The following is a 25,553-nucleotide window of genomic DNA, read 5'->3' as shown; positions in this document are numbered from 1 at the left end:
TCCGCGCCGGCAGGATAGTGACGCCAGGGGCTCCCTCGGGCGTCAGTACCGCTCCTCCTGACCGCCGTCGCGGTCGCTTTGGAGGGCGCGGATCAGCTCCGCCTCGGCCATGTTCATGTGCTGCGGCGAGGCCAGCAGGGCGACCGTTTCCGCCTCGTCCTCGGCTTCCGTGCGCTCATCGACGCGTTGCAGCGTGGTGATGATGGTCTCGCGCAGTTCGTCCGGCACGACAGTGTCGTCGGCGATCTCGCGCAGGGCGACGACAGGGTTCTTGTCGTTGTCGCGGTCGATCGTCAGGGCGGCGCCGTTGGCGATGCTGCGGGCGCGGTGGCCAGCCATCAGTACCAGACCAAAGCGGTTCGGAACCTTCTCGATGCAGTCTTCGACGGTGACGCGGGCCATGAAATTCCTCGAACGCGGGGGAGAACCGCGTCAAATACAGATGAGGACGGCTTTTTGCAACGCCACAGGGGCGGAAGTTGGGCGTCAGTCGGTCCGACGCGCCAACGGGTAGGCGATGATCAGCACCAGATCGTCCTCGCCCATCTGCTGAATGCCTACATTGCCGCCATCGTAAAGATAGGCTGTGTCGCCGGCCTTCATCCGGGTCGTCACGCCGTCCGTGGTGACATCTCCTTCCCCGCTGACGACATGATAGACCTCGTCGTGCGCGATGACGTGCAGCCCGATAGACGATCCTGGATGCATGATGCGCTTTCTGAACTCCATCGATCGGTTCGGTGCCATGCCCGAAATTCGATAGGCCGTGCTCATCCCCGTGCCGTTGTGCGGTGGCGGCTGGCGCACCATCGTGTCCGCCTCATGAATCACCAGACCCACGCCCATCGGCGGTGAAGCTGGTGCAGGATGCAATTCCTGAACTGACGTTGACAAAAGCACGGCGGCGAAGGCGAGGCTGAACATGACATGTCTCCCGGTGTCAGCCGGATCAGCTCACAAACAGTTGCCTACTTCAATGGGTGCGCATCGCGACCGACCGACGCGGCTTGGCCTAGATTTTCGGCGCTCGCGCGCTTGGTAGGGTGCACCCAGCTCGGCGCGATCTCGGCGATAGGGCCCATGACGAACCGGCGCTCGGCCGCGCGGGGATGGGGCAGGATCAACCCCTGCAGGTCACCGCTCAATCGTCCGTAGGCGATCAGGTCCAGATCCAGCGTCCGCGGCGCATTGCGAACCGACCGCTCGCGGCCGAACGCGTCCTCGATCCGGCCGAGCGCCGCCATCAGGGCATGGGGATCGTGTTCTGTGTGGACGATGACCACGCCATTCAGAAAGGCGGGATCGTGCGGATCGGGCCAGGCCTGGGACGACCACCACGATGAGCGTGCGACGACATCAATCCCCTCGCTGCGAAAACGCGCGAGCGCCGCCTCCAGCGCTTTGGTGCAGGACGACCATGCCCCCTTGTCATTGCAGCCCAGGGCCACGATGACTGCGTCATTCAGGTCGAACCCGTCATCGATTCCGAGGGCGACCGTGCGATCCGATTTTTCATCTCTTTCTACGGCTTCGACCATGTTTCATCCCACCGACCGGCTGGCGATCTTCATCGACGGCTCGAACCTCTACTCCGCCGCCCGCGCCCTGCAGCACGACATGGACTTCCGGCGGATGCTGGACTGGTTCCGCGAGAGGTCCATCCTGACCCGCGCATACTACTATACGGCCGTGGTCGAGGGCGAAGAATTCTCGCCGGTTAAGCCGCTCGTCGACTGGCTCGACTACAACGGCTTCTCGGTCGTCACCAAGCCGGTTAAGCGGTTCACGGACAATAGCGGCCACAGCCGGATCAAGGGCAACATGGACATCGAGATCGCGGTGGACATGCTGGAGCTGGCTCCGCACATCGATCATGCGGTGCTGTTCTCCGGCGATGGCGATTTCCGGCGGGTGGTTCAGGCGATGCAGGCCAGGGGCGTGAGGGTCACGGTCATTTCGACCCAGAAGACCCAGCCGCCGCATATCGCTGACGAGCTACGTCGTCAGGCCGACGCCTTCCTGGACTTGAACGATCTGATGGCCGACTTCGGCCGCCCGAAGGCCGCCCAATGACCTTGACGCCCGAACCACCCCGCGACTGCCCCCTGTGCCCGCGCCTGGTCGCCTATCGTCAGGAGAATGCGCGTCAGAATCCAGACTGGTGGAACGGGCCGGCCGCCTCGTTCGGCGATCCGAACGCGCGTCTGCTGATCGCCGGCCTCGCGCCCGGCCGTACCGGCGCCAACCGGACGGGACGTCCCTTCACCGGCGATCACGCCGGCTGGCTGCTGTACGATACGCTGATGAAGGCCGGCTTTGCACAGGGCCGTTACGATTCTAACGGCGACGATGACCTAACGCTGACGGACTGCATGATCACCAATGCGGTCCGGTGCGCACCGCCCGGGAACAAGCCTCTGCCGATCGAGGAAACGACCTGCCGCCCCTTCCTGATCGACCGGCTCAAACTGCTGCCGAATCTGAAGGTGATCGTGACCCTGGGCGACGTCTCGCGCCGCAATATCCTGAAAGCCTTCGGGCGGCCTGCGTCAGCGATGCCGGCGGGTCACGGGGCGCAGGGCGAAGCCGGCGGATACGTCATTCTGAACAGCTATCACTGCTCCCGGTTGAACACGAACACCGGTCGCCTGACGCCGCAGATGTTCGAGGACATCTTCGCGCGCGCCCGAACCCTGATTGAGGCCTGAGCCTCAGCCCTTGTCACGCATCAGGCGGGCCTTGTCGCGCTGCCAGTCGCGTTCGGCCGAAGCCTCGCGCTTGTCGTGCAGCTTCTTGCCCTTGGCCAGCGCGATCTCCAGCTTCGCCTTGCCCGCATCGTTCAGATAGAGCTTCAGCGGAATGATGGTCTGGCCGTCGCGCTGGACCGCCCCCATCAGCTTGTCGATCTGCTTTCTGTGCAGCAGCAGCTTACGCGGTCGGCGTGGCTCGTGGTTGAAGCGGTTTGCCTGTTTGTACGGCGGGATATCAGCGTTGATCAGCACGATCTCGCGCCCCTCCACCGCCGCATAGCTTTCGGCGATATTGGCCCGGCCGTCGCGCAGCGCCTTGATCTCGGTGCCCAGAAGCTGGATCCCGGCCTCGATATTGTCTTCCAGGAAATAGTCGAACCGCGCGCGGCGGTTTTCGGCGATGACCTTGGACTTCGATTGCGGCTTGGGCGCCATCAGATGACGCCCGCCGCCGCCATGGCGCGGTCGATGAAAGGTTTGACCGCATCGGAAGTCGGCGAAAGCGGCAGACGCGACTCCTCATTGCACAAGCCGAGCTTGGCCAGGGCGTATTTTGTCGGCGCGGGCGAGTTGTCCAGGAACAGCGCCTTGCACAAACTAATCAGTCGGTCCTGCCAGTCGCGTGCTGTCGCATAATCTCCGGCGGTCATCGCATTATGCAAGGCGACCATGGCCTCCGGCGCGACATTGGACGCCACCGAGATCAGGCCGACGCCGCCATGGGCGTGGTAGCCGAGATAGCTGGGGTCGTCGCCCGAGATGAGGTCGAACTGGCCATCGATGTTCGCTCGCATCCAGCTGACGCGGCTCATGTCGCCCGTGGCGTCCTTGATGCCGACGATGTTGGGATGGGCCGCCAGCCGCGCCACTGTCTCATTGGACAGATCGGACCCCGTCCGGCCCGGCACATTGTACAGCAGGATGGGCAGCTGCACGGCGTCAGCGACCGCTTCGAAATGGGCCGCCATGCCCGCCTGGGACGGACGAATGTAATAGGGCGTCACGATCAAAGCCCCGTCCGCGCCCACCGTCTTGGCGTGGCGGGTCAGGTCGATGGCTTCCTTGGTGTAGGGCGATCCGGTGCCGGCAATGACGGCGACGCGCCCAGCCGTCAGACGCACGCACAGCTCGATGACGTGTTTGTGCTCATCCAGATCCATGCTGGCGCCCTCGCCCGTCGTGCCCATCGGGACGACGCCGTGAACCCCTGCGGCGATCTGACGCTCGAGCAGTTTGGCGAATGCGGCTTCGTCCACGTTTCCGTCACGAAGTGGTGTGATCAGGGCGGTGATCACGCCCTTGAACAAGGGGGCGTTCATGAGACTAAGCTGGCCTGCGTGGGGAGTGACGATGGACGGATGTTCATCGCCTTTGCAATGAGCGCGGGACGTTAGGTCGCCAGCGGCTCCGCCGCAACCGGGATTGAATGGGAACAGGACAGATCATGATCGCGACCAGTCTGGCGGCGGCCCTCGCCGTCCTTGCGCCGAACCCGCAGGACGTCCTGCCCACCCAGCCTGTGCCCTATGCCTCGGCGTCCTCATCCGTGCCCGGCTATTCGGCGACCTATCAGGGCCGCGTGCTGAGCGATCAGGACACGGCGCTGTTTCGTCAGGGGCTGGCGGCGGCCCGTGCGCGCGATGTGTTCGGCGCCCAGTCCGCCATGTCGCAGATCAGGGACGCCTCGGCTCGCAAACTGGTTGAATGGGCGCTGATCGACACCTCGGGCGAGCAGCTGTCCTACTCGGACCTCGCGCGCGGTCAATCCGATCTGGCGGGATGGCCGCGCGGCGAATCGCGACGCGCCGCCGCCGAAAAGGTGCTGGACCGGTCCGGCATGGGCGCGGACGCCGCCTTGGCCCTAATGTCTGACGGCAAGCCGACGACGGTCGAGGGGGCCATCGCCTACGCCTCCGCGCTGCAGCAGCGCGGCCGCCAGGATGAGGCGCGCGCCCTGGTCCGCGACTGGTGGCGCACCCGGTCGTTCGATGACGCGCCGCAATCGCGTATCCTCGGCCAATGGGGCTCCTGGTTGACGCCCGCCGATCACGAGGCCCGGCTGAATATGCTGCTGCTCGGTCCGCACGGGCCGGCGACGCGCAGCATGATCAATCTGGTCTCGCCCGATCGCGCTGCCATCGCCAACACGGTGATGACCCTTCGTTCGGCCTACAGCCCCGACGCCGTCATCGCCAATCTGACGCCGGCCCAGGCGGCCGATCCGGCGGTCGTGCTGGAGCGTGTTCGTCTGCTGCGATCGCAAAATCGCCAGTCCGAAGGCTTTGCGCTGCTGGCCAATCTTCCGCCGGCGCCGGGCCACACGACCGGCGACAACACCCTGTGGAGCGAGCGCCGCAACTACTTCCTCGACGCCCTGCAACAGGGCAACTGGCGCGCAGCCTATGACGCCATGAACGGTCACGGCTTCACCTCGGGCGACCGGATGGTGGACGCCGAGTTCTTCGCCGGCTGGGTCGCCCTGACCAAGTTGAACCAGCCCGAGGTCGCCGCCCGCCATTTCGAGGCTCTGCGCACCGCCTCGTCCACGCCGATCACTCAGGGCCGCGCCTTTTATTGGCTGGGTCGCGCCGCCGAGGCGCGCGGCGAACGCGACGCCGCCCTCGCCTACTATCGCAACGGCGCCCAGCACTGGCAGACCTTCTATGGTCAGTTGGCGGCCGAGAAGGCGGGGATGACGACCCTTCAGCTGCCGGGGGAACCTGTGCCTTCACAGGCGGACATCGCCCGCTTCGAAGGCAATGAGATCGTCCGCGCCACGCGGATTTTGGGCGAGACCGGCGAGATGAGCTTGCTGCGCGTGTTCGCCTATCAGCTGGACAATGACCTGCCGACCATCAACGACCTGGCCCTGCTGATGGACCTGTCGCGCGGGTATGGCGAGGGTTTCACCGCCATGATGGTTGGGCGCGCCGCCAGCCAGCGGGGCTTCGTCATGCCCGAGCGGATGTATCCGGTCCGCGTCCCGCCCCAGGTCGCCGGCGCCGCACCGCTGGAATTCACCCAGGCGATCACGCGCCAGGAATCCAGCTTCGATCCCCGCGCCCGCTCCGGCGCCGACGCGCGCGGCATGATGCAGTTCCTGCCGTCCACCGCCTCGGGCGTCGCCCGCCGTCTGGGCATGAGCTATTCCGCCGAGCAGTTGTGGGATCCCGACTACAACATGACCCTGGGCAGCTATCACCTGGGCGAGCTGATGGCCGCGAACAACGGCTCCATGCTGCTGGCGACGGTCGGCTACAACGCCGGACCGGCACGCCCCAACCAGTGGATCGCCCGTTGCGGCGACCCGCGCGGCGATGCGATCAGGACGATCGACTTCATCGAGTGCGCGCCCTTCACCGAGACGCGCAACTATATGATGCGGGTGATGGAAAACATGGCGGTCTACAAGGCGCGCCTGAACGGCGGCACGGCGCCGCTGACGCCGTCTGCCGACATTTCGCGCGGATCGGCGGCGGGCGCGCGGCCCTACATCGCCTACTGAGCGCGGCGGGCCGCCAGCAGCGGCCCGCTCGCCCCCTCGATCCACTCGCCGTCCAGCCCGAAGACCTCGCGCATGACGGCGGGCGCCAGCGCCTCCATCGGCGCGGCGTCAGCGACTACGCAGCCCTGATCCAGAACCACGACGCGATCCGCCACGGCGGCAGCCAGGGTCAGGTCGTGAAGGCTGACCAACACCCCTGCTCCGCCGTCAGCGCGCGCCCTCAGGCGCTCCAGCACCAGACGCTGCGCATCCGGGTCCAGCCCGGCGATCGGCTCGTCGGCCAGCAGCAGCGGCGCATCGACGACAAGGGCGCGCGCCAGCAGAACCCGCGCGCGCTCGCCGCCTGACATCTCTGCAACGCCGCGGTCCGCCAGATGACCAGCGCCGACTTCGTCCAGAGCGGTTCGCCCTCGCGCAAGCGCATCCGCGCCTGACAGGAAAGGCGCGCCGAGCGCCGCCACCTCCACCGCCGGCAGATTCCAGGCGATGCGCCGTTCCTGCGGCAGATAGGCGACGCATTCCGCCCGCTGGCGATGGGACAGATCGACGATGTCCGCGCCGCCCAACCTGATTTGTCCGCCGGTCGTGGCAAAGAGGCCCGCAGCGGCGCGGATGGCGCTGCTCTTGCCCGCGCCGTTCGGCCCGCACAGGGCCACGACCTCGCCCGCCGCGACCGACAGGCTCACCCCATTTAGCACGACGGCCTTGCCTAGGCGTGCTTGAACCTTCTCCAGCGACAACAGGCTCACAGCCGCCACTCCCGCGCCGCGCGCCATGCGATCAGGGCGAACAGGGGCGCCCCGATCAGGGCGGTGAACACGCCCAGCTTCAGTTCCTGATCCGTCGGCGTCAGTCGCGCCAGCAGATCCGCGACGATCAGCATCAGCCCGCCCGCCAGCGCCGAGGGCGCCAAGATTCGCTTCGCATCGCCGCGCACCGCCGCGCGCACCAGATGCGGCGCCGCCAGGCCCACGAACCCGATGACGCCCGCCACCGCCACCGCCGCCCCTGTGGCCAAGGCCGCCGCGGTCAGGGCGAAGGCCCTCAACCGTCCCATGTTCAGTCCGGACGCCGCCGCCCCCTCGTCGCCCAGGGTCAGCATCCGAAGACCAACGCCCGACAGGGCAGCAAAGGCGCCCGCAACGATGACGGCCGGGGTCACCCAGGCCACATCGGCCCAGCTTCGGTTCTGCACCGATCCCAGCAGCCAGGACATGACCTCGGCCGAGGCGATCGGCGACGGCGACAGGTTGAAGATCAAAGCCGTCGCCGCGCCAGCGAAACTGGACAGAGCCACCCCGAACAGAATCAAAGCCTCGGGCGCCCGCATGGCCCTGGAGGCCGCGATCAATAGTCCGCCCGCCAGGGCCGCGCCCGCCAGGGCCGACACCTCGACCAGTCCCGGCACGGCCGCAGCACCAAGCACGATGGCCAGCGCCGCGCCCAGGGCCGCCGTCGCCGACACCCCCAGCACGCCGGGATCGGCAAGCGGATTGCGCAACAGCCCCTGCATCACCGCGCCCGCCAATCCTAGGGCCGCGCCGACCATCAGGGCGCACACCGCGCGCGGCGCCCGCACCCGCCACAACACCTCGGCCGGACCGGATGTCGGATCGCTGAAGGCAGCCGCATACTGATCGACGCTGAACGCCGTCTCGCCAGCCAGCACCGCGAGAGTCAGCGCCGCGACGATCAATCCGGTCAGGACCAGGCATAGCCGAACCGTTCTGTTCACGGCCGCCCCTTGGCCATCATCTCCACCGCGTCGGCGGCGAACCAGGCTGGGCAGGTCAAGGTCGCGGCGGGCAGGCGCGCCGCCGTTCGACCCTCGGCCGCTCGCGCGACAACCGGATGCCGCCCCGGTCCGCGCAGGTCGGCGCGCAGCTGATCGAAGAAGCCGAGCACAAATCGCACCGGAGGATTCATCGCGATCCGCTCGACGCTGAGTGCGCCAAAACCGGGAGTGGCCGTCAGATTGCGAAATCCGGCCGCCCGCATCATCGCATCGATCAGCGTGCCTGGCCCCGCGGTGAAGCCCCCCGATGTCAGATACACGGCCCCCGGCGCCTCAGCCGTGCGCTTCACCCGCGCCGCTTTGGCCAACTGCCCGTCCATCCGTTGCTCTAACGCCTGCCCGCGCTGCATTTGACCCAGATCGCGCGCCACGGTTTGGATATTCCGGCGCACCCCATTCAGGTCCACCGCGTCATCGATCGTGGTCACCTTGACCCCGCGCTGCGCCAGCGCCGTCAGCAGGCGCGGCTCGCCGCCCCAGTAGCGCACCACGACGTCGGGCTGAAAACCCACGGCGGCCTCGAGCGTCGGACGCAAACGCCTGTGACCGTCCGCCTGCTGACGCAGCCAGGCGTCAGGATCGTCGGCGCGCGGCGACAATGCGATGTCCGCATCCGGCGCCAAGGCCAGCACATATTGATCCGCGCACTGATCCAGCGCCATGATCCGCAAGGGCTTGGCCTGAGCCGCGGTGCTGCTGAACGCCAGAGTCGCCAAGGCGACGCAGATACGCTTCATCTTTCGATCAGACCGGCGAACAGGGCGTCCAGGGTCGTGCGAACCAGCGCCTGTCGATCGGACCACGGGAAATAGGGCTTGGTGATCATAAGAGACACAATCCCGTGCGCCGCAGCCCAGATCGCCTGGGCGATCGTGGCGGGATCGCCCTTCATGCGTCCGGCCGTCACGGCGTCGCCGACCGTGGCTTCCAGTGTCGTGAACAGACTGGCGCCCAATTCGCGCGCCGCGTCCTGGGCGCCCTCTCGCGCCTCGACGGGTCGTGTCAGATAGATCAGGCGATAGGCGTTGGGGTGGGCGAAACCGAAGTCGATATAGCCCTCGATCATCCGCCGCAGCCGCTGTTCGGGCGGCGCGGCCTCATCGGCGACGGCGGCATTGGATGCGATCAGCCGCGCAAAGGCGTCACGGCAGATTTCCTGCAGGATCGCGCCCTTGTCCGGGAAATGCATGTAGAGCGCCGTCGACGACAGCCCGACCTCGTCCGCGATCTTGCGAATCGTCGCGCCTTCATAGCCGTGCTCGACGAAGATGCGCTCGGCCGCGGCCAGGATTTCGCCCCTACGCGAATGGCCTTCGCCCTTGGGCTTTCGGGTCGTGCGCGAGGCGTTCGAAAGTTCAGACAAGCCGCTGCTCCGGGTGAGGCGCCCTGAATAGCGACAATCCGTCCCGGACGCCAACCGACTTGCAGAACGAGGTTGTTTCAAATAGCGATTAGGGGTTGTGACGCTTTGGGGGCGGATGCGGTGAAGGATTGGGCGCATCCAGAGATCAGGCCCCGCCGAAACGGCGCCTCACGACACACGCCAAGCGGTTTCCAGGTCACGACCTTGATCCTGCTTACGCTGACATCCGCCGTGGCGCTAACCCGCTGGCCCCAAACCGCTCTCACCGTCGCCCTGGTGTTGTTCCAAGCCGCGTTCGTCGTGTGCGCGTTGTGGAAGGCCGTCATCGGCATCGCCAGCCTGCGACGCCCCGCGCCTGTTCCGCGTCCGATCGAATGGCCGCGCTACACTATTCTGGCGGCGCTTTATGATGAAGCTGCCGTGGCGCCGCAGTTGATCGCCAACCTCAGCCGGATCGACTATCCGGCGCACAAGCTGGAGGCCTTCATCGTGCTGGAGGCGCATGATGAGGCCACCCTGGCCGCAGCCCAGGCGACGCCCAAACCGCCGTGGCTGAAAATCCTGATCGCACCGCCGGGCAGCCCACAGACCAAGCCGCGCGCTTTGAACTACGCCTTGGGTCACGCGCGGGGTGATCTGGTCACCATCTATGACGCAGAGGATCGACCGCATCCGCAACAACTCCGCCAGGCGGCGGCGCGTTTCGTCGCCCAGCCCCGGTTGGGTTGTCTTCAGGCGCCGCTGCGCATCCGAGCATCTGGCAAGGCTGGCTCCGGGTTTCTGGATCGGCAGTTCGCCTTTGAATATGCGGCCCTGTTCGAAGTGACCTTGCCGGGCATGGCGCGGCTGGGCCTGCCCTTTCCGCTTGGCGGCACCAGCAATCATATCCGGATGACGGCCCTGCGCGGGGCCGGCGGTTGGGACGCGCACAATGTCACCGAGGACGCCGATTTGGGCTTTCGCCTGTGGTCGCTCGGCTGGAAGCTCGGCGTCATCGACAATCCGACCTGGGAGACGCCGCCGGGCGCGATGGACCGATGGCTGCCTCAGCGCACCCGATGGCTGAAGGGTTATATGCAAACCTGGGGCGTGCATACGCGGCGTCCCAACGCCCTAGGCCGTCGCGGAAGCTTGTCGCTGGTCATGACCTTGGGCGCGGCGATCCTGTCGGCGGCCGCCCATGCCCCGACGCTGGCCTGGCTCGTTCTAGCCATCGCCGTCTGGGTCCTGTCCGGCACCCTGCCGCCCCTGCCTAGTGGCTCGCTGGGGGTGCTGGCGCTGGGCGTCATCGCCGCCTGGATGAGCTGTGCGGTTGGAGCACGACGCGCCGGGCTCGATTATAGACTGGGTGATGTGCTGGTTGCGCCGGCATATTGGGCGCTGCTCAGCCTTGCCTTCGTCCATGCAGCCTGGCGGCTGGCGGTCGAACCGCACGTCTGGGACAAGACCCCGCACGATCGCGACGATCAGATGCCGGAATTGACGGTCGTGGCGCTGGACGCTGGACGCGAGGCGGCCTGAGCGCCTATCAGCCCGACGATGGCGCCCGTCCTTTCCAAAACTCCCGAAACGCTCGTGACCTCCGGCTGGTCCGATTATGCCCTGCTTGACAGCGGCGACGGCAGGAAGCTGGAGCGGTACGGCCGCTACACCGTCGTCCGGCCCGAGCCGCAGTGTTTCTGGTCGCCCCGCGATCCGAAAGCCTTCGAAAACGCGACAGCGACGTTCGATCCGCAGCAGGAAGAGGAAGACAGCGGTCGCTGGCGGTTCGACAAGCACGGCCCCATCGACGCCTTCCCGTTGAAATGGCGCGATGTGAAGTTCACCGGCCGCTTCACCCCCTTCCGCCACCTCGCCTTCTTCCCTGAACAGGCGGCCAACTGGGAATGGCTGGACGGACGGGTGCGTGACTTCACACGTTCAGCCGGCCGCGCGCCGAAGATCCTGAACCTGTTCGGCTATACCGGCGTCGCCAGTCTGGCCGCGGCCGCCGCAGGCGCAGAGGTCACCCATGTCGACGCCTCCAAGAAGTCGGTCGCCTACGCGCGCGAGAACGCCGAGCAGTCGGGCCTGGCCCAGCATCCGATCCGGTGGATTGTCGAGGACGCCCGCAAATATGTCGCGCGCGAAGTTCGTCGCGGCTCAAAATACGATGGCGTCATTCTGGATCCGCCCAAATACGGGCGCGGCCCCACGGGGGAAATCTGGCGCCTGTTTGAGGACATGCCGGGTCTGCTCAAGGACTGCGCGGCTCTGCTTGCGGACGATGCCGACTTCCTATTGCTGAACGCCTATGCGGCCCGCGTTTCCGGCCTGTCCCTGGCGCATCTGATGGTCGAGGCGACCCAGGATCGCGGCGGCCGGATCGACTGGGGCGAACTGGCCCTGTCCGAAGACGGCCCCGGCGACCGCGCCATCGGCCTGTCCTTCTTCGCGCGGTGGAGCCAATGACCGAACGCGTCATCACCTCCCTGACCAACGACACGGTCAAGGGCGTCCGCGCGCTGCATATGCGCAAGGAACGCGACCTGACCGGCACCTTCCTGGCCGAAGGTCTGAAATTCATCGGCGAGGCGCTGGACCAGGGGCGCGCGCCCCGGATGCTGCTGGTCGGCGAGGACGCCCGGCCTCATCCGTTGCTTGACCGCGCCAAGGCCGCCACGCTCAAGGCCGGCGGCGATATCATCGTCGTCACCCACGCCATCCTTGAAAAGATCAGCCGCCGCGACAATCCGCAGACGGTCTTGGGCGTGTTCGAACAGGCCTATGCGGCTCTCGACAGCCTGAACTCCGCCTCGGCGCCCTGCTGGGTCGCGCTGGAGCAGGTGCGCGATCCGGGCAATCTGGGCACCATCATCCGCACGGCGGACGCGGCCGGTTGCGGCGGAGTCATTCTGATCGGCGATTGCGTCGATCCCTACTCGGTCGAGGCCGTGCGCGCGACCATGGGCTCGGTCTTCGCCGTCTCGATCACCAAGACGACGCCCGAGGCTTTCCTGACCTGGCGCAAGACCTGGCCCGGCAGCGTCGTCGGCACCCGACTGGACGCCAAGGTCAGTCACCGCTCGGCCGTCATGCAACGGCCGTCGCTTATCCTGATGGGCAATGAGCAGGCAGGACTGACTGACGACCTGGCCGCCGCCTGCGATGTCAACGTCAAGATTCCGATGCGCGGCCGCGCCGACAGCCTGAACCTGGCCATCGCCACCGGCATCATGGTTTATGCCGCGACTGACGAAGCCTAGAGCTTTTCCTCCGGGGCCACGCGGCCCATGCCCCACAGGGCGGCGATGGTGACGATGGCCGAGATCGCCAGATAGCCGCCGACGGCCCCCGGCCCGAACCGCTCGGCCAGCTTCAGCGCAATGTAAGGCGCAAGCGATGCGCCCAGGATGCCCGCCAGATTGAAGGCCATCGACGCGCCGGTGTAGCGCACCGCTGTCGGGAACGGCCGCGCCATCGCCGCGCCGATGGGGCCATAGGTGCAGCCCATCAGGGCGAACCCCAGGGCAAAGAAGATCAGCAGGCCGCTGAGGCCGCCCCCGAACAGCGGCGCGAACAGAAAGCCGAACAGGCCGATCCCCACGGACGAGGCGATCAGCACCCTGACCTGCCCGTATCGATCCGCCAGCAAGGCTGTCACGGGGATGAAGGCGGCGAAGAACAGCACGCCGATCAGCTGGATGGGCAGGACATCGGCCCGGGCTAATCCCATCCCTGTCGTCGCCCACCCCAGAGCGAAGACGGTCATCAGATAGAACAGGGTGAAGGTCGTCACGCCGCTGAACGTCCCCAGAACCAGCGCCGCCTTGTGATGGGCGAACAGGGTCACGGCGGGCGCCTTCACGCGCTCGTCACGGTCCACCGCCTTCTGGAACTCGGGCGTTTCGGTGATCTTCAGCCGCACCCACAGGCCGACGAACACCAGGATGGCGCTGGCCAGGAACGGAATTCGCCAGCCCCAGCCCTCGAACGCGGTCTCGCTCATCGTCGACGTCAGAACGATGAAGGATGTGGTGGACAGGATGAAGCCGATGGGCGCGCCCAGTTGGGGGAACATGCCGAACCAGGCCTTCTTTCCGGGCGGCGCGTTCTCTGTCGCCAGCAACACCGCCCCGCCCCACTCGCCGCCCAGGCCCAGCCCCTGACCGAACCGGCACAGGGCCAGCAGCAGGGGGGCCAGCAGGCCGACCTGCTGGTGCGTCGGCAACAGGCCGATGGCCACCGTCGACAGGCCCATCGTCATCAGCGCCGCGACCAGCGTCGCCTTGCGCCCCACCCGGTCCCCAAAATGCCCAAAGGCCAAGGCGCCGATGGGCCGCGCGAAGAAGGCGATGGAGAAAGTCGCGAACGACGACAGAAGCGCCGTCCCCGGATCCTCGCCCGGGAAGAACAGCGTCGGGAACACCAGCACGGCCGCCGTGGCGTAGATATAGAAGTCGAAGAACTCGATGGTCGTGCCGATAAGGCTGGCGAACAGCACGCGGCCGGTGGAGTTCTTCGGCAGGACGTCGGACATCTTCTTCTCCCGGTTATCCCAGCGATGCCCGTTTCCCGCCCGCCGCGTCAAGGCGATCACGTCCCGCGCGGCTTGGCCCGGTTCGTCGCTTGCGCCTGAGCCGGGTTTTCCGGCCACGGATGACGGGGATAGCGGCCGCGCATCTCTGCACGCACGGCCGCCCATGAGCCGGACCAGAAGCGCGGCAGGTCCTTGGTGACCTGCACCGGCCGTCGCGCCGGCGATAACAGCGCCAGGGTCAACGGCACGCCGCCGACAGTCGGATGCGTCGTCACGCCGAACAGTTCCTGCACGCGAATATCCACGCGCGGCCCGCCCTCGGCGGCGTAGTCGATGGCCGCCGAGCCCAGCGGCGTGATCAGACGCGGGGGCGCCAGTTCGTCCAGCCGCCGCTGTAGGTCCCAAGGGATCAGTCCACGCAAAGCCTCGGCCAGATTACCGTCAGTTATCCCCTCCAGCGACTTCGCCCCTTCCAGCAGAGGCCACAGCCAGTCCTCACGCGTCGCCAGCAGGGCGTTGTCCGACACATCGGGCCAGGCTGGGTCGCGCGCGTTCAGGAAGGCCAGACGTGCGCGCAGTCCCGACGCCTGCTCGCCCCATTTCAGCGCGCCCAGCCCATCCGCCTCGATCTCGGCCCGAAGGGCGTCGGTCAGGGTCTTCGCATCCGGCGCGCCGACGACCTTTTCGTCCAGCACGATGGCCCCGATGCGCCGCGAGCGCCGGATCACCGACCGCCCCGACGGTTCGCGCACCAGCCGGTCCTCCGTCGAGATCAGACGCGCCAGATCACTTTCGATCCGGTCCGCCTCCAGCGCCGCCGCCAGTCGCACCCGGTCGCGCGTGTCGCCGCCGCCGAGTTCGGCGATCGCCACCCATGGCTCACGCGCCAGATGGTCGGTCGCGTCCAGCACGGCCCCTCTCCCGCTGGCGAGAAGGTATTCACCCGTCTTGCCCCGCGCCTTTGCGATCCGCTCGGGAAAGGCCTCGGCCAGCAGCAGTCCAGGATCGATCGTCCGCCCCGATCCACCGCCCGCCGCGCGCGCCCAGCGCTCCGCCAGCTTGATCGAATCGCGTGCTCTCTGCGTCCGATCACGCTCCAGCCCGATCAGGCGATCCGCCAGATCGACGCTCGACCCGCCCAGACCCGGCTCGCTCAACACCGCCGCGATCCGTGCCCCCGTCATCGCGTCGCCGGCGTCGGACGCCACGGCGACCATATGGGCCAGCCGCGGCGACAGCGGAATCTTCGTCAGGCGCAGCCCGTGTTTCGACAGTCCGCCATCGGCATCCAGCGCCCCCAACCGTGTCAGCACCTTGCGCGCCTCGGCCAGGGCGCCGGCCGGCGGCGGGTCCAACAGGGCCAGCCCCTCGACCGAACGTGCGCCCCATCGGGCCAGATCCAGGGCCAGTCCGGTCAGGTCCGCCTCCTGGATTTCCGGCCGCTGATGCGGGACCAGCCCGCGCGTCTGTTCCTCATCCCACAAGCGGTAGCATACGCCCGGCTCGGTGCGCCCAGCCCGGCCGCGTCTTTGTTCTGCGGAAGATCGGCTGACCTTGACCGTCGCCAACCGGGTCAGGCCGCTCGACGCTTCGAAGCGCGGCACACGCGACAGGCCGCCGTCGATCACCACACGCACGCCTTCGATGGTCAGGCTGGTTTCCGCAACCGAGGTCGCCAGCACCAGCTTGCGCCGCCCCACAGCCGCCGGTTCGATGGCTCGGTCCTGTTCGGCCCGGTCCAGTCCGCCGTACAGGGGCACGACATCCACGTTCGGCAGCCGCAGCCGCGCGTTCACCAGCCTGGCGACCCGATGGATTTCGCCCTGCCCTGGCAGAAAGACCAGCACCGACCCAGCCTCCTCGCCCAAGGCGGTCAGACAGGCCCGCGCCACCGCCTCTTCGAACCGTTCGGATGGGTTGCGGCCCAGATACCGGGTCTCGACCGGCCAGGCCCGACCTTCGGCCTCGATCACTGGCGCGCCGTCGAGCAGGCGCGAGACCCCGACCACATCCAGCGTCGCCGACATGACCAGCAGCCGCAGATCCTCACGCAGCAGCCCTTGCGTATCTCTCGCCAACGCCAGCCCGAGATCGGCGTCCAGGCTGCGCTCGTGGAACTCGTCGAACAGAACTGCGCCCACACCCTCCAGCCCCGGGTCGTCCAGAATCATGCGCGTGAAGACGCCCTCGGTGATCACCTCGATCCGCGTGGTCGGGCCGATCCGGCTCTGCAGCCGGGTGCGATAGCCCACCGTCCCCCCCGGCTGTTCGCCCAGGATCGCAGCCAACCGGTCGGCCGCCGCCCGTGCGGCCAGGCGTCGCGGCTCCAGCACCAGCACCTTGCCCTCAAGCCAGGGCTGATCCAGCAGGGCCAGCGGCACGACCGTCGTCTTGCCCGCCCCCGGCGGCGCCGCCAGCACGGCCGTATTGCCCGCGCTCAACGCGGCTCGCAGCGGTTCCAGAACGGCGTGGATGGGCAGCATACGTCGCCTCTAGCCTGCCGATGGGCGATCACGAAAGCGTCGTCGCGCCTTAACCACCCCGTCATGCGCGTTGCGCGCCGCCTCATCCGTCGCTAGCGTCCGCCCCAAGCAGCCGAGGGGCTGCATCAAAACGTGGGGGTATTTTATGTGGCGCGTTAAGTCGCTCGACGCGATCCTTGCCACGGCCGAGAAGAAGTCGCTTCACCGGTCGCTTGGTCCTATTCAACTGACGCTTCTGGGGATCGGGGCCATCATCGGCACCGGGATCTTCGTCCTGACTGCTTCGGCCGCCCAAAAGGCCGGACCGGGCATGATGATCAGCTTCGTCATCGCCGGCGCGGTCTGCGCGGTCGCGGCGCTCTGCTACTCCGAATTGGCGTCGATGGCGCCGGTTTCGGGCTCGGCCTACACCTACACCTACGCCGTGATGGGCGAACTGCTGGCCTGGACGGTCGGCTGGGCGCTGATCCTGGAATACGCCGTGGCGGCCTCGGCCGTGTCGGTCGGTTGGTCGGGTTATGTGCTCGGGCTGATAGAACAGGGGCTCGGATTCGACTTTCCTGATCTTCTATCCGCCGGGCCGACCTGGTCGATGAACGGCTTCATCCCCACGCCTGATTTCAGCGCCGGGATCGTCAACATCCCCGCCATCGTCGTGGCCCTGCTGGTGACCGGCCTGCTGATGGTCGGCACCACGGAATCGGCCCGGGTAAATGCGATCCTGGTCGCGATCAAGGTCATCGCCCTGACGGTCTTCATCGTCATCACCCTGCCCGTCATCAAGTCCGCCAACCTGTCGCCGTTCGCCCCCAATGGCCTGTTCGGCCAGTATTCGGGGATGGGCATCGTCGGCGCCGCGGCCTCGATCTTCTTCGCCTATGTCGGCTTTGACGCCGTTTCGACCGCGGCCGAAGAAACCAAGAATCCGCAGCGTAACGTGCCCATCGGCCTGATCGGCTCGCTGGCCATCTGCACGATCTTCTATCTGTTGGTCGCGCTCGGCGCCGCCGGCGCTATCGGCGCCCAGCCGGTTCTGGGTGCCGCCGGTGAAGCGGTACAGCCGGGCTCGCCCGCCTTCGTGGCCGCCTGCGCCCTGCCCGCCAACGCCGAAATGCTGGTCTGCTCCAACGAGGCCCTGGCCCACGTTCTGCGCGTCGTCGGTCACCCCCAGATCGGCAACGCCCTGGGCACCGCCGCCCTCCTGGCCCTGCCGTCGGTCATCCTGATGATGATCTTCGGTCAGACCCGCATCTTCTTCGTGATGGCGCGCGACGGCCTGCTGCCGGAAGGCCTGACCAAGATCCACCCCAAGTGGAAGACGCCCTACATCGTGACCGCCGCCACCGGCATCGCGGTCGCCATTGCCGGCGCCCTGTTCCCGGTCGGTCAGCTGGCCGACATCTCGAACTCGGGCACCCTGTTCGCCTTCTTCATGGTGTCGATCGCGGTGCTGGTGCTGCGGGTCAAGGATCCGAACCGCCGGCGCCCGTTCCGCACGCCGCTGATCTGGGTGTTCGCGCCCCTGTCGGCGTTCGGCTGCGCCTTCCTGTTCTGGAACCTGCCGCACGACGCCAAGATGGTGCTGCCGATCTGGGGTGGCATCGGCCTGCTGATCTACTTCGCCTACGGCTACCGCAAGAGCCACTTGGGTCGCGGCGTGGTCGAGGTTCACGAAACGGATGGCGACGTTCCCCCGCCGCCAGTGCCGCCGATCCGCTAAGACCAAACCGGGCCTGTCGCACCAATCGCGGCAGGCCCAGCTATCGGCCTCAATTAGCCCGCGGGGCCGATAGGCCAGGAATAAAGAAAGGCCCCGGATTGCTCCGGGGCCTTTTTTGTCTTGGTGCGGATGAGAGGACTCGAACCTCCACGCCTCTCGGCGCTGGAACCTAAATCCAGTGCGTCTACCAGTTCCGCCACATCCGCATCGGGTAGGCGGTCGCGTCTAGAGGGTGACGCCGCTCAGGGCAAGGCCTCAGCGCCGTCCCGCGACCAGTTCGTTGCGGATGGAGCGTCCCAGGGGATCGCGGGCGCGCCAGCTGTCGCCGACATCTGCCTCGACCATCCGGCTGCAGAAGCGTGGCAGGATTTGGCGCGGGCTGAAGCCGGACAGACAGATCTTGTCGCCCTCGGCCGACCAGCGGGCCGCCACACGTCGCCCGTCGGAAAACTGCGAAGTGTAGCGTCCATCCGGCTCGAAATAGTGCCGGACCCACTGGCCGTTCGGATAATGGGACACGATCGTATTCCCGAACGCCTTGGACATATCGGCTGAAGCGGGCGAGGCCGCCAACACCCCCACGATCGCCAAACCGCAGATCACCGCACCCTGCTTCACACGCCTCTCCTGCGCCGTCCGTAATCGACTATCGACGATACATAAGACGGCGCAAGCGCTGCGGTTCCTCAGCCGTTGCCGCGACGACCCGATTCAAACAGGAACCAGACGCGCTTCTCGCTCTCGTCGATCCAGTTCTCGAGCAAGCTGGCGGTGGCGACGTCGTTATGCTCGTCGCACAGGTCATGCACCTCGCGCATCCGGCCGATCAGTTCGCCGTTATCGTCGCGAAGCTCGGCCAGCATATCCAGCGGATCGACGTAATCGGCATCGTTGTCGGCGATGCGTGATTCCTTGGCGATCTGACCGATGGAGCGCAGCGTGGTCCCGCCGATCTTGCGCGCCCGCTCGGCCATGGGATCGGTCATGGCCAGGATTTCCGCCGACTGCTCGTCCAGCATCAGATGATAGTCCCGAAAATGCGGACCCGAGACGTGCCAGTGGAAATTCTTTGTCTTGATGTAGAGAGCGAACGTATCGGCGAGAAGGCCGGTCAGAGCGGCGGAAATGCTCTGGGTCGCCTCCTCCGACAGGCTCGTCGGCGTCTTCAGGGGCGCCAGGCGCTTTTCTTTGGCGGTGGCCATCATCGTTCTCCTCAGCAGCAGTCTGCGGTCAAGCTAGGTCGCCGGGCATCCGGACGGAAGCCCTGGCGCAGATGATAATGCTGAAGCTGTGAAGTGGTTCGGCGGCGCCGACCTTTGTCGGCGGATGGCTGGGGAACTAGGACTCGAACCTAGAATGACGGTACCAAAAACCGTAGTGTTACCATTACACCATTCCCCAGCAGGACCGGCGTTTCCGAAGCACTCTGTGCGGCGGAGGCGGTCAGATACGCCAAGCCGTTTTGGGATGCAACACCCTCTTTCAGGACTATTTTCGCTTACCGTGAAGATGGGTCGAAATGGGCGCTTGCGGCCTATCGAACCCATGGCTATAAGCCGCGTCCTCACTTCGGGGCGACGCCGCCAGGCCAGCCCCCACGGTCGGAGTGTGGCTCAGCCTGGTAGAGCACTGCGTTCGGGACGCAGGGGTCGGAGGTTCGAATCCTCTCACTCCGACCATCTTCTCCTCAGAAAAATCGACGATGCGACAGCGGGTCTTCGCCCGCTGCCATAGCCGCGTCAGTCGTCGTTCGCCGCGCTCTCCATCGCCTGGCGCGCCACCGCATTCAGATGCGCTCCGACCGACTCGATGGTCCTAGAGCCCAGCGCCTTTCGGCGCGCGGTCAGATCGGGCGAGCCCGCGTCATAATCGGCCATCAGTCGCCGCACGAACGCCCCGCCCTGCACCTCGGCCAGCACCTGATCCATCGCCTGGCGAGACTCGGCTCCGATGACGCGCGGTCCGGTCAGATAGGCGCCGTATTCCGCCGTGTTCGAAATCTTGGCGAAGGCGCCGGCGATGCCCCGTTCGTACATCAGGTCGGTCACCAGCTTGGTTTCATAGAAACATTCGAACCACGCCACCTCGGGCGGATAGCCGGCGTCGACCAGCTTCATGAAGGCCGCGTCGATCAGTTCGGCGATGCCGCCGCACAGAACCACCTGTTCGCCGAACAGGTCGCTCTCGCACTCGTCGCGCATCGTCGTTTCCAGAATGCCCTTGCGCCCGCAGCCAAGCGCCGCCGCATAGGACAGGCCCAGCGCATGCGCGCCGCCTGTGCCGTCCTGCTGTACGCCAAACAGGCAGAAGACCCCCTCTCCGGCTTCGTACAGATCGCGGATGCGCGGCCCGATCCCCTTGGGCGAGGCCAGGATGACGTCCAGATCCGCGCGCGGTTCGACCAGGCCGAATCGCACCGACAGGCCGTGGGCGAAGACCAAGGCCGCGCCCAGCCGCACGTTCGGCTCCAGTTCGTCGCGCCACAGATCGCGGTGCGCCTCGTCTGACGTCATGACGGCGACCACGTCGGCGCCCGACGCGGCCTGCGCGGCCGTCATCACCTCGAACCCGTCGGCGCGCGCCAGGTCTCGCGTCTTGGAGCCGGACTTCAGACCCACCACGATATCGACCACGCCCGAATCGCGCAGGTTCAGCGCATGGGTGCGGCCCTGGCTGCCGTAACCGATCATGGCCACGCGCTTGCCGCGGATGATCGAAAGGTCGCAGTCGCGGTCATGGAAGACAGGCAGCGGATTGGGTAGGGTCTGGGTCATGACCGCCTTCATAGCCCCATCCGACGTCGTCGCCTTCTGGAAAGAAGCTGGACCCGAAAAGTGGTTCGCCAAGGACGAGGCGTTCGACACCGACTTCCGTAACCGGGGCCGCGCCCTGCATTGGGCCGCCGCACGCCGCGAACGGGACGGCTGGATGGACACGGCCCGGGGCGCCTTGGCGCTGCTGATCCTGCTGGACCAGTATCCCCGAAACAGTTTTCGCGGCACGGCGCATCAGTTCGCCACCGACCCGCTCGCCCTGATGTTTGCAAACCAGGCCGTGGCGCGCGATCTGCATCTGGCGATCGAGCCGGCGCTAAAGAACTTCTTGCTCCTGCCCTTCGAACATTCCGAACGGATCGAGGATCAGGACCGCTACATGGCCTTGGTCGCCGGCGACGAAGAGTTGGAGAAATGGGGCAAGCTGCACCGCGACATCATCGTCCGCTTCGGCCGCTTCCCACACCGCAACGCCGCGCTGGGCCGCCAGACCACGCCTGAAGAACAGGCCTTTCTCGACGAAGGCGGCTTCGGGGGTTGATTCGATCCACAACGATCCGATCGTGATCACCGACGGTTCATTGGCGAAAGACTGATTCGGGTGGAAGCTGACGCCATGAACGCTCAGGTCGCCATCGCTGAACTTCAGGCTCGCATCGCCGCGGCGCCGGCCGATCATCCCGAGCGGCAGTATCTGAACCTGCTGCGCGACATCCTCGACAACGGCGTCCGCCGCGACGATCGCACCGGCACCGGAACGCTTGGCGTCTTCGGCCGGCAGATGCGGTTCGATCTGTCGAAGGGTTTCCCGGTCCTGACGACCAAGAAGCTGCATCTGCGGTCGATCATCGTCGAACTGCTGTGGTTCCTGCGCGGCGAGACCAATATCGCCTATCTGAAGGACAACGGCGTCCGCATCTGGGACGAATGGGCCGACGCCGAGGGCGAGCTGGGTCCGGTCTATGGCAAGCAATGGCGGTCCTGGGCCGCGCCGGACGGCCGCATCATCGACCAGATCGAGAAGCTGGTTCACGGACTAAAGACCAATCCGAACAGCCGCCGCCACATCGTCACCGCCTGGAACCCAGCCGACGTCGACGACATGGCCCTGCCGCCCTGCCACTGCCTGTTTCAGTTCTTCGTCGCCGACGGAAAGCTCAGCTGCCAGCTGTATCAACGCAGCGCCGATGTCTTCCTGGGCGTGCCGTTCAACATCGCCTCCTACGCCTTGCTGACGATGATGCTGGCCCAGATCGTCGGGTTGGAGCCGGGCGACTTCGTCCACACCTTCGGCGACGCCCACCTGTATCTGAACCATCTCGAACAGGCCGAGCTTCAGCTGACACGCGAACCCCTGCCCCCGCCCGTCATGCAGATCGCGCCCAAGACAGACCTGTTCGCCTTCGACCTCTCGGACTTCACCCTCGAAGGCTACGAAGCCTGGCCGCACATCAAGGCCGCCGTCGCCGTTTAAGGTCCTTCACGATGATCCGCGCCTTCTCTCTTGGTCTCATTCTGCTCGCGACGCCGGCAACGTCGGCGATCGCCCAGCCGATCTCATCCGCCGTTGAAGCCGCAGAGATCACACCGGTACAAATCAGGGTGCCGGCGCCGGACGGTCGGGCCATACCGATCAGCATCTGGACCGCTCCGATCGAACGCGGCGTGGTGGTGTTCAGCCACGGCTATAACGGCTCACCGACGGCCTATGCTCGCATTCTGTCAGCCTGGGCGGCGCATGGTTTCACGGTAATCGCACCGCTGCACGTCGATTCCCTGCGCCATCCCGAACATGAGAAATATGACAATCGCGCCGCCTTCTCGACCAGGCTGATCGACCTGGGCGTCGCACGCGGCATCGCCGCCCATGCGCATTCGGACAAACCGCTGATCGTGGCGGGGCATTCGTTTGGCTCTCTGATGTCCGTGATCGAGGGCGGCGCCGTCACGGCGGCGGGCCCCGCAGGCGACCCGGCGGTAAAAGGCGTGATCGCCTTTTCCTCGGCCGGCTCCATCCCCGGCCTCGTCACCTCCGACAGCTACCGCACGCTTGACCGTCCGCTGTTGGTGATCACCGGCGATCAGGATCTGGTGCCCGGCTTCGTCAGCGATTGGCGCGATCATCGCGCGCCGTTCGACAATAGTCCGGCCGGCGACAAAACTCTCATGATCTTCGCGGGTGCAGACCACCAGCTGCCGGGGACGGCCCAAGGCGAGCAGTTTGATCAGATCATCCGGGCGACGGAGGATTTCCTCGACGCCTATGCGCTGAACGACGCCGATGCCCGATCGCGTCTTGAGGCCTTCGCCGCAGACGGCGTCAGCGTCGAGCGCCGCTGAACGGATGGATTTGCGCCATCTGACCGCGTCGGTGCTTCGCATCTCCGACATCTATGCCGCCGAACACGATATCGACCGCGACCGCGACTGGGCCTTGCTCAAACTGCAGGAAGAGCTTGGCGAATTGACCGCCGAGCACCTGCGTCTGACCAGCCGAGCGAGAGGCGCGCCCGACAGCCAGGCGCTGGGTGACGAGGCGGCGGATGTGCTGGGGATGCTGCTGATCTACTGCGCGCGGGCGGGTGTCGATCTGGATCAGGCCATGCAGCGCAAATGGCTGAAGTGGCTGGAGCCGAATGTATGACCGTTCCTCTTATCGCCCTGGTCGTCGCGCGTGGACGCAATGGCGTCATCGGTCGCGACGGCGACCTGCCCTGGCGGCTGCGCTCGGACCTGCAAAGGTTCAAGGCCATCACCGTGGGCAAGCCCTGCCTGATGGGCCGCAAGACTTGGGAGAGCCTGCCGTTGAAGCCTCTGCCCGGTCGGCTGAACATCGTGCTGACGCGTGACGAGTCCTACGAAAGCGACGGCATGTCGAAGGGCGCGCTGGTCTGCGCCACCCTGGACGAAGCCATCGAGATCGGGCGCGAGACCGCCGAGGACGATGGCGTCGAGGAGATCTGCATCATCGGCGGCACCGCCCTGTTCGAGGCGTCCCTGCCCCGCGCGAGGCGACTGTACGTCACCGAGGTCGAGGCCTCTCCCGAAGGCGACGCCGTTTTTCCATCATTCGACGAAACCGCCTGGGTCGAGGTATCGTCAGAATCGCACCCGGCGGGCGAGAAGGACGACCACGCCTTCACCTTCCGCATTCTTGAACGGCGCTAGGAGAAACAGATGTACGTCACCACGACCAACGACCTGCCCGGCTTTCGCGTCACCCGCCACATCGGCCTGGTGCGCGGTGTCACGGTGCGCTCGCGCAACGCCATCTCCGACGCCATCGGCGGGGTCCAGTCGATGCTGGGCGGCCGCGTCGGCGCCTATGTGAAGCTTGCTGAGGCCGGGCGTCAGGAAGCCTATGACGAACTGGTCAAACACGCCCAAGCCCACGGCGCCAACGCCATCCTGGCCGTCCGCTATGACGCGACGGAGATCATGCCGGGCGTGACCGAGGTGCTGTGCTACGGCACGGGCGTGATCGTCGAGCCGGCATGACCGGCTCGACGTTTCCCGATCAGGACAGAGTCATCAGGTCGGAACGCTCGAAGTTGCGCAGCTCGTCTTCACGACCGTCGCGGATCTTGGCGACCCACTGAGGATCGGCCAGCAGTGCGCGGCCGACGGCGACCAGGTCGAACTCCTCGTTCTCCAGACGGCGCAGCAGACCGTCCAGCGAGGCGGGCTTTGAACCCTCGCCGCCGAAGGCCGCGATGAACTCGCCGTCCAGGCCGACGGACCCGACGGTGATCGTGGGCTTGCCTATCAACTTCTTGGTCCAGCCGGCGAAGTTCAGGTCCGAGCCTTCGAATTCCGGCTCCCAGAAGCGGCGCTGAGAGCAGTGGAAGACATCGACGCCAGCGTCCGACAACGGAGTCAGCCACTCGACCATCTGTTCCGGCGTCTCGGCGATGCGGGCCGTGTAATCCTGAAGCTTCCACTGCGACAGGCGCAGGATGACGGGAATGTCGTCGCCGACGCCTTCACGCACCGCTTTCACGACCTCGGCGCCGAAGCGGGCGCGATCCGCGATGGTCGGTCCGCCCCAGCTGTCCTCGCGCGCATTCAGGCCGCCCCAGAAGAACTGGTCGATGAGATAGCCATGGGCGCCGTGGATTTCGACGGCGTCGAAGCCGAGGTCGCGAGCCGCGCGGCCCGACCGGCCGAAAGCGGCGATGGTGTCGGCGACATCTTCCTCCGTCATCGGCTCCAGCTTGGTCTTGCCCGGCATGGTCATGCCCGACGGGCTGTCCACCTTGCCCAGCGGCGCCCAGTCATCGCCGCGTCCGCGCGCCGAGCCCACGTGCCAGATCTGCGGCGCGATCAGACCGCCGGCGGCATGAACCTCTTGCACCACGGACTTCCATTCCGGCAGCGCTTCGCCGTGGAAAACCGGAACATTGGCGTCGTTGCGCGCCGCCGGACGCTCGACGACCGTGCCTTCGGTCACGATCAGGCCCACCCCGCCCTCGGCGCGACGGCGATAATAGGCGGCGACGTCGGAGGTCGGGACGCCGTTCGGCGAGAAGGACCGCGTCATGGGCGCCATGACGATGCGGTTGGGCAGCGTCAGCCCCTTGATCGCGAAAGGGCTGAACAGGGCGTCGAGGCTCATCGTATCTCCTTGGGTATCTGTAGCACCCA

At 66.4% G+C, this 25,553-nt stretch carries 28 protein-coding genes and 3 tRNA genes; 14 read left to right on the top strand and 17 right to left on the bottom strand.

Annotated features, from left to right (window positions below):
• Nucleotides 1–42: 42 nt before the first annotated feature.
• From rpoZ to folK, 3 genes are all read right to left on the bottom strand, one after another.
• Nucleotides 43–402: a DNA-directed RNA polymerase subunit omega gene (gene rpoZ / locus BLR19_RS02360; protein WP_017504892.1), complete on the bottom strand. Its 360-nt coding sequence runs from the start codon at nt 400–402 to the stop codon at nt 43–45.
• An 84-nt stretch (nt 403–486) separates the two neighbouring features.
• Nucleotides 487–924, bottom strand: a complete 438-nt coding sequence (locus BLR19_RS02355; RefSeq protein ID WP_091746755.1) for a cupin domain-containing protein — start codon at nt 922–924, stop codon at nt 487–489.
• 44 nt (nt 925–968) lie between these two features.
• Nucleotides 969–1,538 carry a 2-amino-4-hydroxy-6-hydroxymethyldihydropteridine diphosphokinase gene (gene folK / locus BLR19_RS02350; RefSeq protein WP_091746752.1) on the bottom strand — a complete coding sequence of 190 codons (570 nt, stop codon included), beginning with the start codon at nt 1,536–1,538 and terminating at the stop codon, nt 969–971.
• Between folK and BLR19_RS02345 the strand changes: the two genes are divergently transcribed.
• Both BLR19_RS02345 and BLR19_RS02340 read left to right on the top strand, forming a co-directional pair.
• Nucleotides 1,537–2,073 (top strand): LabA-like NYN domain-containing protein, encoded by a 537-nt coding sequence (locus BLR19_RS02345; protein WP_091746749.1) that lies wholly within the window; start codon nt 1,537–1,539, stop codon nt 2,071–2,073. The two genes, folK and BLR19_RS02345, sit on opposite strands and share 2 nt — an antisense overlap.
• Nucleotides 2,070–2,708, top strand: a complete 639-nt coding sequence (locus tag BLR19_RS02340; protein WP_091746746.1) for a uracil-DNA glycosylase — start codon at nt 2,070–2,072, stop codon at nt 2,706–2,708. The genes BLR19_RS02345 and BLR19_RS02340 overlap by 4 nt, the downstream gene beginning before the upstream one ends.
• A gap of 3 nt (nt 2,709–2,711) precedes the next feature.
• On the opposite strand, the gene smpB is transcribed toward BLR19_RS02340, so the two are convergent.
• On the bottom strand, nt 2,712–3,185 hold the full coding sequence (gene smpB / locus BLR19_RS02335) for an SsrA-binding protein SmpB (protein ID WP_055809902.1): 474 nt from the start codon (nt 3,183–3,185) through the stop codon (nt 2,712–2,714).
• Nucleotides 3,185–4,069: a 4-hydroxy-tetrahydrodipicolinate synthase gene (dapA, locus tag BLR19_RS02330; protein ID WP_091746743.1), complete on the bottom strand. Its 885-nt coding sequence runs from the start codon at nt 4,067–4,069 to the stop codon at nt 3,185–3,187. Before dapA ends, smpB begins: the two co-directional genes overlap by 1 nt.
• Before the next feature lie 125 nt (nt 4,070–4,194).
• Here dapA and BLR19_RS02325 point away from each other — a divergent pair, with 125 nt between their 5' ends.
• Nucleotides 4,195–6,255, top strand: a complete 2,061-nt coding sequence (locus BLR19_RS02325) for a lytic transglycosylase domain-containing protein (RefSeq protein ID WP_176758257.1) — start codon at nt 4,195–4,197, stop codon at nt 6,253–6,255.
• Here the strand turns inward: BLR19_RS02325 and BLR19_RS02320 are convergent.
• The 4 genes from BLR19_RS02320 to BLR19_RS02305 are packed head-to-tail and all read right to left on the bottom strand — an operon-like array spanning nt 6,249 to nt 9,413.
• Complete coding sequence (locus tag BLR19_RS02320; protein ID WP_255366379.1) at nt 6,249–7,004, bottom strand: ABC transporter ATP-binding protein; 756 nt, start codon at nt 7,002–7,004, stop codon at nt 6,249–6,251. The genes BLR19_RS02325 and BLR19_RS02320 overlap by 7 nt on opposite strands.
• Nucleotides 7,001–7,990 (bottom strand): FecCD family ABC transporter permease, encoded by a 990-nt coding sequence (locus BLR19_RS02315; protein WP_091746734.1) that lies wholly within the window; start codon nt 7,988–7,990, stop codon nt 7,001–7,003. The genes BLR19_RS02320 and BLR19_RS02315 overlap by 4 nt, the downstream gene beginning before the upstream one ends.
• Nucleotides 7,987–8,787, bottom strand: a complete 801-nt coding sequence (locus BLR19_RS02310; protein ID WP_091746729.1) for an ABC transporter substrate-binding protein — start codon at nt 8,785–8,787, stop codon at nt 7,987–7,989. Before BLR19_RS02310 ends, BLR19_RS02315 begins: the two co-directional genes overlap by 4 nt.
• Complete coding sequence (locus BLR19_RS02305; RefSeq protein WP_091746725.1) at nt 8,784–9,413, bottom strand: TetR/AcrR family transcriptional regulator; 630 nt, start codon at nt 9,411–9,413, stop codon at nt 8,784–8,786. The genes BLR19_RS02310 and BLR19_RS02305 overlap by 4 nt, the downstream gene beginning before the upstream one ends.
• A 204-nt stretch (nt 9,414–9,617) precedes the next feature.
• Between BLR19_RS02305 and BLR19_RS02300 the strand changes: the two genes are divergently transcribed.
• The 3 genes from BLR19_RS02300 to BLR19_RS02290 are packed head-to-tail and all read left to right on the top strand — an operon-like array spanning nt 9,618 to nt 12,658.
• Nucleotides 9,618–10,934: a glycosyltransferase family 2 protein gene (locus BLR19_RS02300; RefSeq protein ID WP_091746722.1), complete on the top strand. Its 1,317-nt coding sequence runs from the start codon at nt 9,618–9,620 to the stop codon at nt 10,932–10,934.
• A gap of 18 nt (nt 10,935–10,952) precedes the next feature.
• The gene (locus BLR19_RS02295; protein ID WP_091746719.1) at nt 10,953–11,864 is read left to right on the top strand and encodes an RsmD family RNA methyltransferase; all 912 of its coding nucleotides are present in this window, start codon (nt 10,953–10,955) and stop codon (nt 11,862–11,864) included.
• Entirely contained in the window at nt 11,861–12,658 is a 798-nt protein-coding gene (locus BLR19_RS02290; protein WP_091746716.1) for a TrmH family RNA methyltransferase, read from the top strand. Before BLR19_RS02295 ends, BLR19_RS02290 begins: the two co-directional genes overlap by 4 nt.
• Here the strand turns inward: BLR19_RS02290 and BLR19_RS02285 are convergent.
• Nucleotides 12,655–13,932 (bottom strand): MFS transporter, encoded by a 1,278-nt coding sequence (locus BLR19_RS02285; RefSeq protein WP_091749050.1) that lies wholly within the window; start codon nt 13,930–13,932, stop codon nt 12,655–12,657. The genes BLR19_RS02290 and BLR19_RS02285 overlap by 4 nt on opposite strands.
• A gap of 56 nt (nt 13,933–13,988) precedes the next feature.
• Nucleotides 13,989–16,415: an ATP-dependent helicase HrpB gene (gene hrpB / locus BLR19_RS02280; protein WP_091746712.1), complete on the bottom strand. Its 2,427-nt coding sequence runs from the start codon at nt 16,413–16,415 to the stop codon at nt 13,989–13,991.
• A 145-nt stretch (nt 16,416–16,560) separates the two neighbouring features.
• Here hrpB and BLR19_RS02275 point away from each other — a divergent pair, with 145 nt between their 5' ends.
• Entirely contained in the window at nt 16,561–18,135 is a 1,575-nt protein-coding gene (locus BLR19_RS02275) for an amino acid permease (RefSeq protein ID WP_091746709.1), read from the top strand.
• A 121-nt stretch (nt 18,136–18,256) separates the two neighbouring features.
• Here BLR19_RS02275 and BLR19_RS02270 read toward each other — a convergent pair.
• The 4 genes from BLR19_RS02270 to BLR19_RS02255 all read right to left on the bottom strand — a co-directional run bounded on the left by BLR19_RS02270 (nt 18,257) and on the right by BLR19_RS02255 (nt 19,536).
• Nucleotides 18,257–18,341: transfer RNA gene (locus BLR19_RS02270), tRNA-Leu, on the bottom strand.
• Nucleotides 18,342–18,390: 49 nt separating this feature from the next.
• A complete protein-coding gene (locus tag BLR19_RS02265) occupies nt 18,391–18,753 on the bottom strand; it encodes a hypothetical protein (RefSeq protein WP_255366378.1) in 363 nt (120 codons plus the stop codon).
• Nucleotides 18,754–18,821: 68 nt separating this feature from the next.
• Complete coding sequence (locus BLR19_RS02260; protein WP_246845984.1) at nt 18,822–19,337, bottom strand: Dps family protein; 516 nt, start codon at nt 19,335–19,337, stop codon at nt 18,822–18,824.
• Between the two features lie 125 nt (nt 19,338–19,462).
• Nucleotides 19,463–19,536 (bottom strand) — tRNA-Gln (locus tag BLR19_RS02255).
• Between the two features lie 201 nt (nt 19,537–19,737).
• Between BLR19_RS02255 and BLR19_RS02250 the strand changes: the two genes are divergently transcribed.
• Nucleotides 19,738–19,814 (top strand) — tRNA-Pro (locus tag BLR19_RS02250).
• 60 nt (nt 19,815–19,874) lie between these two features.
• On the opposite strand, the gene ilvC is transcribed toward BLR19_RS02250, so the two are convergent.
• Nucleotides 19,875–20,885, bottom strand: a complete 1,011-nt coding sequence (gene ilvC / locus BLR19_RS02245; RefSeq protein ID WP_369818840.1) for a ketol-acid reductoisomerase — start codon at nt 20,883–20,885, stop codon at nt 19,875–19,877.
• A 22-nt stretch (nt 20,886–20,907) separates the two neighbouring features.
• Between ilvC and BLR19_RS02240 the strand changes: the two genes are divergently transcribed.
• The 6 genes from BLR19_RS02240 to BLR19_RS02215 all read left to right on the top strand — a co-directional run bounded on the left by BLR19_RS02240 (nt 20,908) and on the right by BLR19_RS02215 (nt 24,407).
• Nucleotides 20,908–21,450 carry a DUF924 family protein gene (locus BLR19_RS02240; protein ID WP_091746699.1) on the top strand — a complete coding sequence of 181 codons (543 nt, stop codon included), beginning with the start codon at nt 20,908–20,910 and terminating at the stop codon, nt 21,448–21,450.
• 75 nt (nt 21,451–21,525) lie between these two features.
• Nucleotides 21,526–22,383 carry a thymidylate synthase gene (locus BLR19_RS02235; protein ID WP_091746696.1) on the top strand — a complete coding sequence of 286 codons (858 nt, stop codon included), beginning with the start codon at nt 21,526–21,528 and terminating at the stop codon, nt 22,381–22,383.
• A gap of 11 nt (nt 22,384–22,394) precedes the next feature.
• Nucleotides 22,395–23,249, top strand: a complete 855-nt coding sequence (locus BLR19_RS02230) for an alpha/beta hydrolase family protein (RefSeq protein WP_091746694.1) — start codon at nt 22,395–22,397, stop codon at nt 23,247–23,249.
• A 4-nt stretch (nt 23,250–23,253) separates the two neighbouring features.
• The gene (locus BLR19_RS02225; RefSeq protein ID WP_091746692.1) at nt 23,254–23,553 is read left to right on the top strand and encodes a nucleoside triphosphate pyrophosphohydrolase family protein; all 300 of its coding nucleotides are present in this window, start codon (nt 23,254–23,256) and stop codon (nt 23,551–23,553) included.
• The gene (locus BLR19_RS02220) at nt 23,550–24,077 is read left to right on the top strand and encodes a dihydrofolate reductase (RefSeq protein ID WP_091746689.1); all 528 of its coding nucleotides are present in this window, start codon (nt 23,550–23,552) and stop codon (nt 24,075–24,077) included. The genes BLR19_RS02225 and BLR19_RS02220 overlap by 4 nt, the downstream gene beginning before the upstream one ends.
• A gap of 9 nt (nt 24,078–24,086) precedes the next feature.
• Nucleotides 24,087–24,407, top strand: coding sequence for a YbjQ family protein (locus BLR19_RS02215; protein ID WP_039243695.1), 321 nt, complete (start codon nt 24,087–24,089; stop codon nt 24,405–24,407).
• A 19-nt stretch (nt 24,408–24,426) separates the two neighbouring features.
• On the opposite strand, the gene BLR19_RS02210 is transcribed toward BLR19_RS02215, so the two are convergent.
• Nucleotides 24,427–25,524, bottom strand: a complete 1,098-nt coding sequence (locus BLR19_RS02210; protein WP_091746687.1) for an NADH:flavin oxidoreductase — start codon at nt 25,522–25,524, stop codon at nt 24,427–24,429.
• Between the last annotated feature and the right edge of the window lie 29 nt (nt 25,525–25,553).

The sequence above is a fragment of the Brevundimonas sp. 374 genome (assembly GCF_900102995.1).
Classification (GTDB): domain Bacteria; phylum Pseudomonadota; class Alphaproteobacteria; order Caulobacterales; family Caulobacteraceae; genus Brevundimonas; species Brevundimonas vesicularis_C.
Note: the sequence above shows the minus strand (reverse complement) of the source record. Positions and strands in the feature narration are given on the sequence as shown.

Excerpts from the sequence above, each read along its gene's own strand:
- rpoZ (WP_017504892.1), bottom strand. The coding sequence starts at position 402 with ATGGCCCGCGTCACCGTCGAAGACTGCATCGAGAAGGTTCCGAACCGC.
- BLR19_RS02355 (WP_091746755.1), bottom strand. The coding sequence starts at position 924 with ATGTTCAGCCTCGCCTTCGCCGCCGTGCTTTTGTCAACGTCAGTTCAG.
- BLR19_RS02345 (WP_091746749.1), top strand. The coding sequence starts at position 1,537 with ATGTTTCATCCCACCGACCGGCTGGCGATCTTCATCGACGGCTCGAAC.
- folK (WP_091746752.1), bottom strand. The coding sequence starts at position 1,538 with ATGGTCGAAGCCGTAGAAAGAGATGAAAAATCGGATCGCACGGTCGCC.
- BLR19_RS02340 (WP_091746746.1), top strand. The coding sequence starts at position 2,070 with ATGACCTTGACGCCCGAACCACCCCGCGACTGCCCCCTGTGCCCGCGC.
- smpB (WP_055809902.1), bottom strand. The coding sequence starts at position 3,185 with ATGGCGCCCAAGCCGCAATCGAAGTCCAAGGTCATCGCCGAAAACCGC.
- dapA (WP_091746743.1), bottom strand. The coding sequence starts at position 4,069 with ATGAACGCCCCCTTGTTCAAGGGCGTGATCACCGCCCTGATCACACCA.
- BLR19_RS02325 (WP_176758257.1), top strand. The coding sequence starts at position 4,195 with ATGATCGCGACCAGTCTGGCGGCGGCCCTCGCCGTCCTTGCGCCGAAC.
- BLR19_RS02310 (WP_091746729.1), bottom strand. The coding sequence starts at position 8,787 with ATGAAGCGTATCTGCGTCGCCTTGGCGACTCTGGCGTTCAGCAGCACC.
- BLR19_RS02295 (WP_091746719.1), top strand. The coding sequence starts at position 10,953 with ATGGCGCCCGTCCTTTCCAAAACTCCCGAAACGCTCGTGACCTCCGGC.
- BLR19_RS02290 (WP_091746716.1), top strand. The coding sequence starts at position 11,861 with ATGACCGAACGCGTCATCACCTCCCTGACCAACGACACGGTCAAGGGC.
- BLR19_RS02285 (WP_091749050.1), bottom strand. The coding sequence starts at position 13,932 with ATGTCCGACGTCCTGCCGAAGAACTCCACCGGCCGCGTGCTGTTCGCC.
- hrpB (WP_091746712.1), bottom strand. The coding sequence starts at position 16,415 with ATGCTGCCCATCCACGCCGTTCTGGAACCGCTGCGAGCCGCGTTGAGC.
- BLR19_RS02275 (WP_091746709.1), top strand. The coding sequence starts at position 16,561 with ATGTGGCGCGTTAAGTCGCTCGACGCGATCCTTGCCACGGCCGAGAAG.
- BLR19_RS02260 (WP_246845984.1), bottom strand. The coding sequence starts at position 19,337 with ATGGCCACCGCCAAAGAAAAGCGCCTGGCGCCCCTGAAGACGCCGACG.
- BLR19_RS02240 (WP_091746699.1), top strand. The coding sequence starts at position 20,908 with ATGACCGCCTTCATAGCCCCATCCGACGTCGTCGCCTTCTGGAAAGAA.
- BLR19_RS02235 (WP_091746696.1), top strand. The coding sequence starts at position 21,526 with ATGAACGCTCAGGTCGCCATCGCTGAACTTCAGGCTCGCATCGCCGCG.
- BLR19_RS02230 (WP_091746694.1), top strand. The coding sequence starts at position 22,395 with ATGATCCGCGCCTTCTCTCTTGGTCTCATTCTGCTCGCGACGCCGGCA.
- BLR19_RS02225 (WP_091746692.1), top strand. The coding sequence starts at position 23,254 with ATGGATTTGCGCCATCTGACCGCGTCGGTGCTTCGCATCTCCGACATC.
- BLR19_RS02220 (WP_091746689.1), top strand. The coding sequence starts at position 23,550 with ATGACCGTTCCTCTTATCGCCCTGGTCGTCGCGCGTGGACGCAATGGC.
- BLR19_RS02215 (WP_039243695.1), top strand. The coding sequence starts at position 24,087 with ATGTACGTCACCACGACCAACGACCTGCCCGGCTTTCGCGTCACCCGC.
- BLR19_RS02210 (WP_091746687.1), bottom strand. The coding sequence starts at position 25,524 with ATGAGCCTCGACGCCCTGTTCAGCCCTTTCGCGATCAAGGGGCTGACG.